This is a genomic window from Marinimicrobium sp. UBA4209, from assembly GCF_002381585.1.
Lineage (GTDB): Bacteria > Pseudomonadota > Gammaproteobacteria > Pseudomonadales > Cellvibrionaceae > Marinimicrobium > Marinimicrobium koreense.
Genome location: NZ_DFTP01000112.1, coordinates 303 through 13777, shown reverse-complemented (window position 1 = coordinate 13777; position 13475 = coordinate 303). Strand labels below are relative to the sequence as shown.

Sequence of the window (13475 nt, the reverse complement as noted above, 5' to 3'; positions counted from 1 at the left end):
GGCCGCCGCCACCTACATCAAGCTGCACAGTGGCTGCGCCCGCCACACCGGCCGCTGGCCCCTGTGGCTTCGGATTCCACTCGCCGGGCTGGTTGCCGGCCTGGGAGGCCTGTGGATTCCCGAGGTGATGGGCATGGGCTACGACACCATTGACGGCGCACTCACCGGGGAGCTGATCGGCCCCTCCCTCGCGTTGGTCCTGGTTGCCAAGCTGGTGATCACCGCTCTGGTGCTCGGCTTGGGGGTACCCGGCGGGGTCATTGGCCCCTCGCTGGTCATGGGCGCCTGTCTCGGCGGCGCCGCCGGGTATTTTGCCGCCATGCTCCCGGTTACGGTCAGCGAGCCCGGGGTTTACGCCATTGTAGGGATGAGCGCCATGATGGCGGCGGTCATCAACGCGCCCCTGGCCGCGATCATTGCCATCCTGGAACTGACGTACAATCCCGGCATCCTGTTTCCCGGAATGCTGGTGGTTGTGGTGGCCAGTCTGTCCACCCGCTGGCTGTTTCGCTGCGACGGGCTCTTTGCCACGCTGCTGGAGCAGGAGGGCAAAAGCAATCGTCCCAAGCTGATGCAGCAACTGCTGAGCCGCACCGGCGTGCGCAGCCTGATGCACCGCCGCTTCAGCCTGGCCTCGAGAGAGATCACTCAACGCGAGGCGCGTGAGTTGCTGAAGTTAAAGCCCGAGTGGATCGTTCTTCAGGACAAGAACCTGCTGCTCGAGCCGGCCTCGCTGGCTCAGCACCTGGAAACACTGGAAGCCGACCCGGACACGGCGCCCGCGGCGGACGAACCCGAGGCAGGCGAATATCTGGACCTTCTGGCCATTCCAGGCAGACGGGTGGAGATGATCGCCATCTCGCCCCTGGCCAACCTGTATGAGGCCTGGCAGGCTCTCAACCAGTCCCAGGTGGATGCCCTGTACATCCCGGCCCCCGGCGGCGGCATCACCGGGCTGGTCTCCCGGGAGCAACTGGAGTCTTATTACCGGCTGTAAAAGCCGGACATTGAGCTACCGATCACCCACCGACAACGGAACGCACTATGCTCTGGGTCAAAGCTTTTCACCTGATCGCCATCATCTGCTGGTTTGCGGCGCTGTTCTATCTGCCGCGACTGTTTGTCTACCACGCCATGAGCACCGACCAGATCAGTCGCGATCGCTTCAAGATCATGGAGCGCAAGCTGTATCGGGGCATTGGCACGCCCAGCCTGATTGCGACCGTGGCCTTAGGGCTGTGGCTCAGCAGCGGCAACTGGGATTATTATGCCCACAGCCTCTGGTATTGGATAAAAATGACACTCGTTGCGGTTCTGATGGTCTATCATTTTATCTGCGGTCAGTTCATCAAGCAGTTCCGGGATGACCGCTGCCAGCGTGGCCATGTGTTCTTTCGCTGGTTCAATGAGTTTCCCGTGCTCCTGCTGATCGGCATTGTGATCCTCGCTGTGGTCAAGCCATTGCACTGAATGTCGGGCGGGGGCCTGTACCAGGAGGACCCGTATGACGCCGATAGATGAGCAGGTGCCGATCGTGCTGGCACTGGCCAGCCACGACCCCTCCGGCTGCACCGGCATCCAGGCAGACATCGAAACCTGCGCCAGCCTCGGCTGCCACTGCACGTCCGTCATAACCGCCCTCTGTGCGCGGGACACCCGGGATGTGAAGGACATCCGGAGCATTCCCTCCAGCTTTCTGATTGAGCAGGTCAGAGCGGTTCTGGAGGACCTGCCGGTCAAGGCGGTCAAACTGGGCTTCCTCGGCCAGGTCAGCCATGTTGAGGCCATTCACACCATTCTGCAGGACTACCCTCATCTGCCCGTGGTACTGGAACCCGTCACCCAATTGGGCGACGGCCCCGCGGCCGAGGCCGAAGCGCTCCGGGACGCCACCAAAAGCCTGTTGCTGCCCTTGAGCACTCTGGCCACCCCGGATCTGGTGGAAGCCTACGAACTCGCCCAGCAGGGTGACACCCTGGACGCCTGCGCGCAGGAAATCCTGGAGTATGGCGGGGAGTACACCCTGATTACCGGCTCCCGCCGGACCCAGACCCACCACGAAAACCGGCTGTACAACAAAAAGGGACTCGTGCGGGAATACCGCTGGGAGCGTCTGAACGTTTTGAGCCATGGTGGTGGCGCCACGCTCTCGGCCAGTATCAGCGCTTATCTCGCCCACGGCCTGCGGCTGCTGGATGCGGTGGAGCAGGGCCAGAATTTCACCTGGCACGCGCTCGCCGCCAGCCGGCGCCTCGGGATGGGACACAGTATTCCCAATCGACTGTTCTGGGCCGACCGCAATCAGAGCGGCAATCGGGGGCCCGGCGGCGGCTGTTGAGCACCGGCGCTCGCCCTGGCACGTCGCCATTTTGCACCGACGCCATTTGCCGGTAAACTGCTCCGCTCACGCTGTGGAGCCGCTATGCCCTTGCACCCCCTGTACGCCATTGCCGATACCGCCGCCCTGGCGGAGCGACTGATCCCGGCCGCCGAAGCGGCGTTGCGCGGCGGGGCTCGATGGCTGCAATATCGGGATAAATCCGGCGATCAGGCCCGGCGCCTCCGGGAGGCCACCGCACTGCGCACCCTGTGTCTGAACCACGGCGCTCGCTTGATCATCAATGATGACCCCGAGCTGGCCCTGAGGGTACAGGCGGACGGAGTGCACCTCGGTCAAACCGACGGTGATCCCATGCGAGCCCGACAACGTTTAGGCTCCCGGGCGATCATCGGCGTTACCTGCCACGACTCCATCGCATTGGCGCAGCACGCCAAGCGGGCCGGCGCCAGCTACGTGGCGTTCGGGCGATTTTTCCCGTCCCGAACCAAACCCGATGCCCCGCCCGCGCCCGCCGACTTACTGACACGGGCGCGCGCGGCGGTTGGCCTGCCTATTGTGGCCATTGGAGGCATCACTCTGGAAAACGGCGCCGCACTGCTGGCAGCGGGCGCCGACTGGCTGGCGGTCAGCCACGACCTGTTCAGCGCACCGGATATAGAACGCCGGGCGCGCAACTATCTAACCCTACCCTGCTGTAGAGAGGAAACCGCATTATGAGTCGATCCGAAGAGCTGTTCAGACTGGCCCAGAAACACATTCCCGGAGGGGTCAACTCTCCGGTGCGCGCCTTCAAGGCCGTCGGAGGCACGCCCCGGTTCGTCGAGCGGGCCGAGGGGGCCTACTTCTGGGACGCGGACAGCCAGCGCTACATTGATTATGTGCAGTCCTGGGGACCGATGATTCTGGGCCACAGCTACCCCCCAGTTACCGATGCCGTCATCGAAGCGGCCCGCCACGGGCTGAGTTTCGGCGCGCCGACCGCCCGGGAAACAGAGCTCGCCGACCTGCTGTGTGAGCGCGTTCCCAATATGGACATGGTGCGCCTGGTCAACTCCGGTACCGAAGCGACCATGAGCGCCATTCGACTGGCCCGTGCCTTCACTGGTCGGGACAAGATCGTCAAGTTCGAGGGCTGCTACCACGGCCACTCCGACTCACTGCTGATCAAGGCCGGCTCCGGCGCCCTCACCTTCGGCGTCCCGAGCTCCCCGGGCGTCCCGAGCGCGCTGGCCGAACACACCATGACCCTGACCTACAACGATCCGGAGCAGGTCCGCGAGGTATTCCGCGAGCTCGGTGGCGAAATCGCCTGCATCATTGTCGAGCCCGTGGCCGGCAACATGAACTGCATTCCCCCGGTACCGGGCTTTCTGGAAACCCTGCGCGAGGTTTGCGATGAGTCCGGCGCGGTGCTGATCTTCGACGAGGTCATGACCGGTTTCAGAGTGGGGCCTAAGGGCGCTCAGGGGCTGTTTGACGTCAAGGCCGATCTCATCACCCTGGGCAAAGTGATTGGCGGCGGCCTGCCCGTCGGAGCCTTCGGCGGTCGGCGAGACATCATGGAAATGGTAGCGCCGACCGGACCGGTCTATCAGGCCGGCACCCTGTCGGGCAATCCTTTGGCTACCGCCGCGGGCGTCGCCACCTTGCGAGCCCTTGAGCAGGAGGGACTTTATGCGCAAATCACCGAACGCACCGAGCAGTTGACCCGCGGCATGCAGGCGGTCGCAGACGAGGCTGGCATACCCTTCACAACCAACCATCGGGGCAGCATGTTCGGCTTCTTCTTCACCGATGCGCCGGAGGTGACCCGCTACGATCAGGTGATGAGTTGCGACACCGAGCGGTTCAACCGTTTCTATCACGGCATGCTCGAAGAGGGCGTCTACCTGGCCCCCGCCTCCTACGAGGCAGGCTTCATGTCGGCGGCCCACTCCGAGGATGATATTGAGCAGACGCTCAGCGCCGCTCGCCGGGTTTTTGCCCGCCTGTAGGGTGAAAAAACTCCGCCAGAGGCTTTGAAGAGTTAACCATGCCACAATTTTTGGTGCCAGGACTTGCCTAAGGCGCGTGGAGCGCTTAATCTTGACGCAGGTTCCTCAATCCTTGTGGCACTGGGCTTAGCGCGATTGGCCTGCTCGCTGTTTCAGGAATCGATGTAGGGAACGAACGTGTTGTCACGGACTCTATTCGTTTCACCGACACTGTTTTTACGGAATGTAACTCTGTTCACCAAATTGGGAGAGAACGATGAACAATCTTTTGAAAAGCTTTCTGATTCTGATCGCCACCACAGGTCTGCTCGTGGGCTGTAGCTCCACTTCCACCCAGGAAGAGCCTGTTGAAGAACCCACCGTCACCGAACCGGAGCCCGAGCCGGAGCCCCAACCGGAACCCGAGCCCGAGCTGGACACCACCTTTTACTTTGACTTCGACAAGTCCACTCTGAAGCCCGACGCGCGTGCCACTCTGGTAGCTCACGCCGAGCGCCTGAAAGAAAGTGGCGACCGTGTTCGTCTGGAAGGTCATGCGGATGAGCGTGGTTCACGCGAGTACAACATGGGCCTGGGTGAGCGTCGCGCCAAAGCCGTTCGTGACTTCCTGGTACTTCAGGGCGTACCGGCCAGCCGCATCGAAACCGTCAGCTACGGTGAAGAGCGTCCCGCCGTTCAGGGTAGCAATGAAAGCGCCTGGGAACAGAACCGTCGTGTTGAGCTGAAGTAAGTCGCTCACTCAACGCACGAAAAAACGGCGCCTTATCGGCGCCGTTTTTTTTGGTGGGAACACTTGCAGGGATGTAATACCCAATGGGTAAGCCTCAGCGGTCAGGACGACGCGCGCACCACCAGGTCGGTCTTCAAGACTTCGGACGTCACCGGCTGCCCCTTCACCAACGCCATCACCTTCTGGACCAGCAGCTTCCCGCCCCGATGAATATCCTGGCGCACGGTCGTCAGAGGCGGATTGAAATAGGGGGCAATGGGGATATCATCAAACCCCACTACCGCAACGTCATCGGGCACCCGGATACCTTTCTCCTGCAGCGCCTTGATCGCGCCCATCGCGATATTATCGCTGGCGGCAAAAATCCCATCGAAATCGAGCCCTTCCTCCAACAACTCAACCACATGCTGATACCCGGACTCAATGGAAAACGCCGCCTGGACATGGTGCTCCTGGGACGACAGTCCGGCCTCGGTCAGCGCATCAAAGTACCCCTGAAAACGCCCCTGGATTTCCGGATGCGCCACATCTCCGAGAAACAACATCCGCCGGCAACCGCGCCCTATCAGGTGACGACTGGCCAACTGCCCCCCCATGTAGTTATCACTGCCGACAATGCAGTAGTTCGCCTCGGGTTCGCGCGCGCCCCAGACGACAATCGCATCCCCTTCCTTCTGCAACTGGCGCAGCGGCGCATCATCACGCCCCTGACCGATCACAATGATGCCGTCGGCGCGACGAGAGCCCAGCAAGTGCGCATGCCAGTCCTCCGGTGATACCGCATTGCTCGAGAACAGCAGGCTGTATTGATGCTCGTTCAGTTCATCCGCAATAGCACCGATCATATCCATCATGAACGGGTCAGAGAATGTCTGTCCGTCCACGCTCTCGGCATTGATCACCAGAGCAATGGTATGGCTGCGCTGCAGGCGCAGATTCCGGGCGCCGGTATTGACCTTGTAATTCATTTCCCGGGCGAGCGCCTGAACCTTTTCGCGGGTTTTGATATTCACCGCAGGGTTATTGTTCAGGGCACGGGATACCGTTGACTCCGACACCCCCGCTCGGCGGGCGATGTCTGCGATGGATACAGGTTCCTGAGGTTTTCGTCGGGACATGGTCATTTTCCGGTCAAGCGACAGGTGGGCTGACAGGCCCACCCCGCACGATTGTCATCCGGACCATCTTAAAGTACCGGTCAGATACTTGTATAGCCGCGATTACCCTTCCAGCGCGTCGGCCCGGTCGGTTTCACGCTTCAAGCCCCGGAGCAGAATCAGAATCAGGGCCATGGGTACCAGCGCCATATAAAACGCGACCTGTCCGGTAAACTGACCAAACACAATGCCCGTCAACATCGACCCGGTCGTTCCACCCAGGGCCGAAAAAATGATGATCAAGCCGGCCATGGACGATTGCTGATGCAGCGGCAGGGAGCTCAACACCACCGAGCTCAGCGCCGGATAGATCGGCGCCATGAACAGACCGATCAGCGGAAAAATATACGCGGCCAACGGGAGGTTGAGCCAGCCCACATCCGGTTCCACCGTCACGTTGTAGGACAGCGGCAAGGTCAGAATCACCAACAGGCCCATGGCGACCACGCAGACGCTGAGCAACACATACCAGTTGATACCGCGCAGCAGCACGCCCGCCCCCAACCGCCCGATGGCCAGGCACAGCGCAAAAATGCTGGTCACCTGCACGCTGATGGCGCTGGGCAGGTTGAGCACCTGATTGTTGAACGTCGGCAACCAGGTGCCAATGCCCTGCTCGATCAGGACGTACAGAAAGACCGATGCCACAAAAATGTACACCAAGGGGCGGGCGGTCAGCTTCAGCATTGCCAGAAAGTCCTGACCAAAGTTGGCCGCGGCCGACTGCACCTTGTCTTCACCAAAGCGGATGAAAGCCATTACCACCAGGTTGAACCCACAGATGCCCGCCAGCCACCAATAGGTGTTGAGCCAGTTCATGCTCTCGGGACGATCCGAGTCAATGAAAAAGCTGAACACCCAATAGCCGGACAACACCCCCAGCATGAACACCCCCTCGATGGCGTTCATCAGGCTCGCATGGGCCTGCTTTTCCGGCGCCAGGATCCCGATACTGGCATAGACCGACACCTTGATCAGCGCAAACGACGAGCCGATCGCCAGAAACAACATTTTGGTGGCCCAGAAACTGCTCAGAATCGGCATCGACAGACAGGCCAGCAATACCACCCCCAGGCCGATCATCATCGCACGCCGGTATCCCAGCCGTGGCAGAAAGGACGCGACCAGAAAGGACACCACTGCAATGGGAATATCCTTGAACCCTTCCAGCAGCGCCGCGCTCTCCTTGGTGACGCCGAAGCTGTTGATGGATTGCAGGATCACCACTCCGACACTGTTCAGCAACAGACCGAACAGAAAGTAGTTGAGCATCAGTACCAGAATAATCAGGCGTTTATTCATTGTTATGAACCTTCGAACGCGCCCCGCAAGACGCCTGCGTGGACCTGAACCGAAACCCCTGGGGTTCGGCCCCCGATAGACAACACACCCGGCACCGGCGATGGCACCTGTTGCGTTGTTCATCCAATAATAGCAGCAAAATAACCAATTGCAATCGATTGCAAGGATGCTAAACTTCCTCTAAAAGGTCCCGTCCGGATCGCCGCCGGCTTCACCGCGGCCCGACAGACCACTTTGGTTCACTCTATCGATAACGGGTAACGACAGCCATGCAACACAGCTCTCGCGCATCGGATCGCTACGGCCTCAACCCCTGGCGCATCACCGAGACCGGCTTTCACGCCGATGACTACGGACTAAACGCCACTCTGTTTGCGTTGGGCAACGGGTATGTTGGCCTGCGCGGCACCTTCGATGAAGGATTCGCCGCCGGCGCCGCCGAATCCGGGTGCTACCTGAACGGCGTGTACTACTCAGAGCCCATCACCTACGGCGAGCAGGCCTATGGCTACGCCAAAAACAACCAGCGAATTGCCTCCGCCGCCCTTCCCCATGAGCTGGGCCTGACACTGGATGGCGTTGCCGTCGATTTCAGTGAGGGTGAACTTATTGAGCACCAGCGCGAGCTGGAGCTGGATAACGGTCTGGTCAGTCGTCAGTGGCGCTGGCGCGCCCCGAGTGGCCAGATACTCCGGTTGGCCAGCCGCCGCCTGGTGTCCCTGACCGAGCGGCAGTTGGTCATCATGGAGTATCGGCTGTCACTGGAGTCCGGCACCGGCGAACTGGGCGTGACCTCGAGCCTGGACGCCACCCCCGCCGCCTCCGCGGACAGCGATGACCCCAGGGTCGGCGCGGGGGTCAATATTGAAGACCTGGAGCCCCGCATCCAGACCGCACAGGACGGACGGCTGACCCTGAGCCACCATCTGAAAAGCAGCGGTTTTACGCTGAGCAGCGCCGCCGGCCACCGCCTGGAAGGAGCGACCGTTAGCGCGCCGGCACACGACACCGACGACTTCCGGGCCACCTGTCGATACCAGGTGACGTTGACCCCCGAGGCGCCCCTGGTGCTCACCAAGTACGTCGTTTACGGCCATGGCGGCGACGAGGCGCCAGACCTCAATGACCTGCTGGCCCGGTGCGAGCAGCGGTCGTTTGACGACTATGCACGGGATCAGCGCGCCGCCATGGATGCCTTCTGGGCGAGCTCGGATATCGAGGTGGGCGGAGATCCCGCTTTGCAACAAGGGCTTCGCTTCAATCTGTTCCACCTGTTCCAGTCTCTGGGGCGGGACCCCGGCACCAATATCGCCGCCAAGGGGCTCACCGGCCACGGCTACGACGGCCATTACTTCTGGGACAGTGAAATCTATATCCTGCCCTTTTTTCTTTATACCCAGCCGCAGCTGGCGCGCAACCTGTTGCTCTATCGACACAGCATTCTGGATGCCGCCCGCGCCCGGGCGCGGGAGCTGGCCATTCCCAAAGGCGCGTTGTTCCCCTGGCGCACCATTGGCGGGGAAGAGTGCTCCGCCTATTATCCGGCGGGCACGGCCCAGTTTCATATCAACGCCGATGTCGCCTATGCGGTCAAGCAGTACCACGAAGCCACCGGGGACGATGACTTTCTGATTGAGGCCGGCGCCGAAGTGGTGCTGGAGAGCGCCCGACTGTGGCCCGCCATCGGGCACTACAACGCCCATCGGGGCGATCAGTTCTGCATCAACGAAGTCACTGGGCCGGACGAATACACCGCCCTGGTGAACAACAACTTTTTCACCAACGCCATGGCGCAGGCCCATCTGCGCTATGCGGTCGAGCTGTACCAGTGGCTGAAAGACCAGGCGCCCGCAAAAGCCAAGGAGCTGTACCGGGCCATGGCACTGGACGAGCGGGAGGTGGCCGACTGGGCGCAGGCGGCGGAGCGCATGTATCTGCCCTATGACGAAAGCCAGGGCATCCACCTGCAGGACGACAGTTTCCTCGACAAACCCCGCTGGGACTTTGAGCACACGCCCGCGGACCACTACCCGCTGCTGCTGCACTACCACCCGCTGACCATCTACCGTCACCAGGTCTGCAAACAGGCGGACACGGTGCTCGCGCTGTTCCTGCTCAGCGACCAATTCAGCCGGGAGCAGAAAAAACGGGATTTCGACTTTTACGAACCCATCACCACCCACGACTCCACCCTGTCCGCCTGCATGCACAGCATTCTGGCCAATGAGGTGGGCTACCCGGACAAGGCCCGCCACTACTTCGAACAGGTGGCGCGGATGGATCTGGACAATCACCACCGCAACACCCAGCACGGCATTCATACCGCCTGCATGGGGGGTACCTGGTTGTGCCTCGTGCAGGGTTTCGGTGGCATGCGATTGCAACATCATCAGTTGATGTTCAACCCCACCTTACCCAAGGGCCTGAGCCACTACCGATTCAAGGTGCGGGCTCAGGGCCGGCTGATTGAGGTCAGCGTCGATGCCTCCCAGGCGCACTATCAACTGCTCGAAGGCGCCCCCATCACCCTTCAACATGGCGAGCACACCATTGCCCTGGGGCAAGACCAGGCGCCTGTCGCCGCCCCACTGAGGAGTCCCACCCAATGACCGCTTACCGAGCTGCTATATTTGACTTGGATGGTGTGATTGCCGATACCGCCCGCCTTCATTTGGCCGCCTGGCAGCAACTGGCCGAAGAAGAGGGGTTTCGCTTGCCGGCCGACGCCGATGAGCGACTCAAGGGCGTGGATCGGATGGCATCGCTCGAGATTGTTCTGGAGGGCGCTTCCCGCCCATATCGGGAGGACGAAAAGCTCGCCCTGGCGGACCGCAAAAACCAGCGCTACCAACAACTGGTCACTCAATTGACCCCGGCGGACCTGTTACCGGGGGCGGCGCAGCTCCTGGATCAATTGGCCGAGTGGAACATTCCAATGGCGCTGGCCTCCGCCAGTAAGAACGCCCGGGCGGTGATTGACGGACTCGGCATCGCCCACCGCTTTGATTACATTGCCGATGCCGCACGGGTGAAACACCCCAAACCCGACCCGGAGATTTTTACCCTGGCGGCTCGGGGATTGGGTGTTGAACCGGCCCTGTGTGTGGGCATTGAAGATGCCGCGGCGGGCGTTACCGCCATCAAGCGGGCCGGCATGTACGCCGTTGGCATTGGCGATGACAGGGTACTGGCGGAAGCCGACCAGTGCGTCCCGAGCCTGGCTGACTTCCGTCCGGATTCGTGCTTTGAGGCCCGCCGCTGAGCGGCGGAGCCCGAAACCCGGCCCCGAATTGGCGCCAAAAACCGTAACCGGTATCAGAATCAGACGTTATATAGGGATCACTCAGTTATTATGAAATCGTTTGTAAAAATAATTTGCAATCGATTGCAATACGGAGTTAGCTGAACTAAGCTAAAAATCGAGCGCGGTGGAATACCCCTCAGGCGCCCCGAGCCGGGCGCTTCCAAAAGAGGTGCCCCCATGGAGAGAACAACACAGGCAACACCGAGAGAGACAAAAAATATCGGACCGTCCAACAGCGACCGGCCCAGCTGCGCTCAGCAACGACCAACAATACGTCCAACAATAATGACCCGCATCGCGGGGAGGAGAAATGCCATGATGACCCAGAAGCCTCTGGCCCGAACACTCAACGCCCTGAAGCACTCACGCCGCCCGGTACTGTGGCTTGGCTCAATGGCCGCGCTGGCGCTGGCCGTTCCGGCCCAGGCCCAGGAAGCCGAGCAGCAACCCGCCATGGGCCCCATTGAAGAAGTGGTGGTCACCGGTACGCCCGGGGGTGCCGCCATGCGCAAGCTGGACGCCAGCTTTGCCATTTCCACCGTCAGTGCCGAAGACATCAAGCGCAAAGCCCCTTCCAGTACCGCCGACCTGCTGAAAACGGTCCCCGGCGTCTGGGTTGAGAGCTCCGGCGGTGTATCCGGGGCAAACATTTTCGTTCGCGGTTTCCCGAGTGGCGGTGATGCCGACTTTGTCACCGTTGCCGTCAACGGCCTGGCCGTTTACCCACCGCCCACCCTCTCCTTTCTGGAAAACTCCACGATCTTCCGCGTGGATGAAACCATCGAGCGCATGGAAGGCCTGCGCGGCGGTCCCAACCCGGTTTACTCCAACGGTCAGGTCGGTCTGACCACCAACTTCATTCTGAAAGAGGGCGGCCCGGATACCGAAGGCGTGCTTAAGTACTCCACCTCCGATTTCGGCCTGCAGCGGGTGGACGGCATGGTCAGCGGCGAGCTGAGCGACGACCTCTACTACATGATCGGCGGCTATGTGAGCTCCTCCGAAGGTATCCGTGAAGCCGGGTTCGATGCCGAGGAAGGCAACCAATTCACCATCAACCTCACCAAGCGACTCGATAACGGCAAGATCAACCTGTTCCACCGCGCGACCGATGATCACGGCACCTGGTACCTGCCGGTGGCGCTACAGGACAGCGACGGCAACCCCACCGGGATTGACGCCAGCTACACTCAGGTCGGCCCCGCCAACCGCAATGTACTGGTGCCCTACAGTGGCAGCGATGGCATGGGTGGCACTGAAACCACCTTCGAAATGCGCGACATGGGTAAGGGGCGCGGCTGGGACGGCAGCGTGACCGGCGGCTCGATCGAGCTGGACCTGGCCAACGGCTGGACCTTCACCGACCGCTTCGGGCTCACCAAGGGTGATGCCGATACCTACGGTTTCGTGCCGGACGGTGCGGCGGTAACCATGGGCAGCCTCAATGGCGGACTGGCCGGCACCACCATCACGGGTGACGAAGTGGCCGCCAACACCCTGGTCCAGCGGTTCGGTCCCTGGGTGGTGGAAAAAGACATCGAAGCGTTCAGCAACGACCTGAGTCTTGCCAAGCAGTGGGACGACTACAAGTTGACCGTGGGCTACTACGCCTCCACCTGGGAAGTCGACGAAATCTGGTCCATCGGTAACTCCAAATACTATGAGTTGGGCCAGAATGGTCAGATGATCAGCCCGGACAGCGTGGACGACGCCTGCCAAGACTTTGATCAGACGACCTGCGGGTTCAAATACGATGTGGACGCCATCGGTGATGCCCGCGAAAACGCCTTCTACATGGCGGGGGAAACCTACCTCGGCGACCTGACCCTGGATGCCGGTGTGCGCGTGGTGACCCGCGAAACCACCTACTCGGTAGACGATGGCGCCCGAGACGGTATTGCGGATCTGACCCTGGACACCGAAGAAGACAAGGTGACCTACACCGCCGCCGCCAACTGGGCACTGACCGAAGATTCGGGCGTATTTGTGCGCATCAACGACGGGGTGAAATTCCCGGACTTCGACGCCTATCGTGACTTCCGCGGTGACTTCCAGAATGGCTCGGATCTGATCATTGATGTCCAGCAGTACGAACTGGGCTACAAGCTGTCCCAGGCCAATTACTCTCTGTACGCCACCGGCTTCATGAACGAAACCAAAGGGCAACCGTTCGGCAACGTCGCGCTGAATGATTTCGATCGCCTGGAAACCGAAGCCATGGGTGTGGAACTGGACGGTAACCTCTACTTCGGTGAGTTCGAACTGACCCTGAACGCCACCCTGCAGGACACCGAGATCAAGAGCGGTGACGATGCCGGCAACAGCGTCCAGCGCCAGCCGGACTCCCAGATCCGCCTGTCACCGAGCTACAACCTGTCCTTCGCCAACGGTGTGGATGCCGTGGTCTACGGTACCGCCAGCATCATCGGCGACCGCTACAGCGACAACGGCAACATCAATAAGCTGCCCAGCTACGAGAAGTTCGATCTCGGTGTGATTGTGAATGTCGAGAATCTGGAGTTCCAACTGGCGGTGGATAACCTTACCGATGAAGAAGCGCTGACCGAGGGCGACCCGCGGGCCGCTGGGGTATCGGCCAACGGCCGGTACATTCTGCCGCGCAACGTGAAGTTCTCCATCGGCTATC

Annotated in this window: 11 protein-coding genes; 9 read left to right on the top strand and 2 right to left on the bottom strand. The window is 61.1% G+C overall.

The features are described from left to right. The 6 genes from B3187_RS16335 to pal form a co-directional block, all read left to right on the top strand. The coding region (locus B3187_RS16335; protein ID WP_286807531.1) for a chloride channel protein at positions 1 to 997 on the top strand (997 nt) is incomplete at its 5' end. 47 nt (positions 998 to 1044) lie between these two features. After that, the gene (gene hemJ, locus B3187_RS16330; RefSeq protein WP_286807530.1) at positions 1045 to 1470 is read left to right on the top strand and encodes a protoporphyrinogen oxidase HemJ; all 426 of its coding nucleotides are present in this window, start codon (positions 1045 to 1047) and stop codon (positions 1468 to 1470) included. 34 nt (positions 1471 to 1504) lie between these two features. After that, positions 1505 to 2338 (top strand): bifunctional hydroxymethylpyrimidine kinase/phosphomethylpyrimidine kinase, encoded by an 834-nt coding sequence (gene thiD, locus B3187_RS16325; protein ID WP_286807528.1) that lies wholly within the window; start codon positions 1505 to 1507, stop codon positions 2336 to 2338. An 84-nt stretch (positions 2339 to 2422) separates the two neighbouring features. Next, the gene (gene thiE, locus B3187_RS16320) at positions 2423 to 3058 is read left to right on the top strand and encodes a thiamine phosphate synthase (protein ID WP_286807527.1); all 636 of its coding nucleotides are present in this window, start codon (positions 2423 to 2425) and stop codon (positions 3056 to 3058) included. After that, positions 3055 to 4335 carry a glutamate-1-semialdehyde 2,1-aminomutase gene (gene hemL, locus B3187_RS16315; RefSeq protein WP_286807525.1) on the top strand — a complete coding sequence of 427 codons (1281 nt, stop codon included), beginning with the start codon at positions 3055 to 3057 and terminating at the stop codon, positions 4333 to 4335. Before thiE ends, hemL begins: the two co-directional genes overlap by 4 nt. 256 nt (positions 4336 to 4591) lie before the next feature. Next, a complete protein-coding gene (gene pal / locus B3187_RS16310; protein ID WP_024462459.1) occupies positions 4592 to 5065 on the top strand; it encodes a peptidoglycan-associated lipoprotein Pal in 474 nt (157 codons plus the stop codon). A gap of 101 nt (positions 5066 to 5166) precedes the next feature. Here pal and B3187_RS16305 read toward each other — a convergent pair whose 3' ends face one another. Continuing rightward, positions 5167 to 6183 carry a LacI family DNA-binding transcriptional regulator gene (locus B3187_RS16305; RefSeq protein WP_286807522.1) on the bottom strand — a complete coding sequence of 339 codons (1017 nt, stop codon included), beginning with the start codon at positions 6181 to 6183 and terminating at the stop codon, positions 5167 to 5169. Positions 6184 to 6285: 102 nt separating this feature from the next. Continuing rightward, on the bottom strand, positions 6286 to 7524 hold the full coding sequence (locus B3187_RS16300) for an MFS transporter (protein ID WP_286807520.1): 1239 nt from the start codon (positions 7522 to 7524) through the stop codon (positions 6286 to 6288). A gap of 269 nt (positions 7525 to 7793) precedes the next feature. On the opposite strand from B3187_RS16300, the gene B3187_RS16295 reads away from it, so the two are divergent. From B3187_RS16295 to B3187_RS16285, 3 genes are all read left to right on the top strand, one after another. After that, positions 7794 to 10133 carry a glycoside hydrolase family 65 protein gene (locus tag B3187_RS16295; protein WP_286807518.1) on the top strand — a complete coding sequence of 780 codons (2340 nt, stop codon included), beginning with the start codon at positions 7794 to 7796 and terminating at the stop codon, positions 10131 to 10133. Beyond that, positions 10130 to 10786 (top strand): beta-phosphoglucomutase, encoded by a 657-nt coding sequence (pgmB, locus tag B3187_RS16290; RefSeq protein ID WP_123638966.1) that lies wholly within the window; start codon positions 10130 to 10132, stop codon positions 10784 to 10786. Before B3187_RS16295 ends, pgmB begins: the two co-directional genes overlap by 4 nt. Positions 10787 to 11143: 357 nt before the next feature. Beyond that, the coding region (locus B3187_RS16285) for a TonB-dependent receptor (RefSeq protein ID WP_286807515.1) at positions 11144 to 13475 on the top strand (2332 nt) is incomplete at its 3' end.

What these genes read in the sequence shown, in the direction of transcription:
- hemL (WP_286807525.1), top strand. Translation starts at nt 3,055, where the DNA reads ATGAGTCGATCCGAAGAGCTGTTCAGACTGGCCCAGAAACACATTCCC.
- B3187_RS16300 (WP_286807520.1), bottom strand. Translation starts at nt 7,524, where the DNA reads ATGAATAAACGCCTGATTATTCTGGTACTGATGCTCAACTACTTTCTG.
- pal (WP_024462459.1), top strand. Translation starts at nt 4,592, where the DNA reads ATGAACAATCTTTTGAAAAGCTTTCTGATTCTGATCGCCACCACAGGT.
- B3187_RS16305 (WP_286807522.1), bottom strand. Translation starts at nt 6,183, where the DNA reads ATGTCCCGACGAAAACCTCAGGAACCTGTATCCATCGCAGACATCGCC.
- thiD (WP_286807528.1), top strand. Translation starts at nt 1,505, where the DNA reads ATGACGCCGATAGATGAGCAGGTGCCGATCGTGCTGGCACTGGCCAGC.
- B3187_RS16295 (WP_286807518.1), top strand. Translation starts at nt 7,794, where the DNA reads ATGCAACACAGCTCTCGCGCATCGGATCGCTACGGCCTCAACCCCTGG.
- thiE (WP_286807527.1), top strand. Translation starts at nt 2,423, where the DNA reads ATGCCCTTGCACCCCCTGTACGCCATTGCCGATACCGCCGCCCTGGCG.
- pgmB (WP_123638966.1), top strand. Translation starts at nt 10,130, where the DNA reads ATGACCGCTTACCGAGCTGCTATATTTGACTTGGATGGTGTGATTGCC.
- hemJ (WP_286807530.1), top strand. Translation starts at nt 1,045, where the DNA reads ATGCTCTGGGTCAAAGCTTTTCACCTGATCGCCATCATCTGCTGGTTT.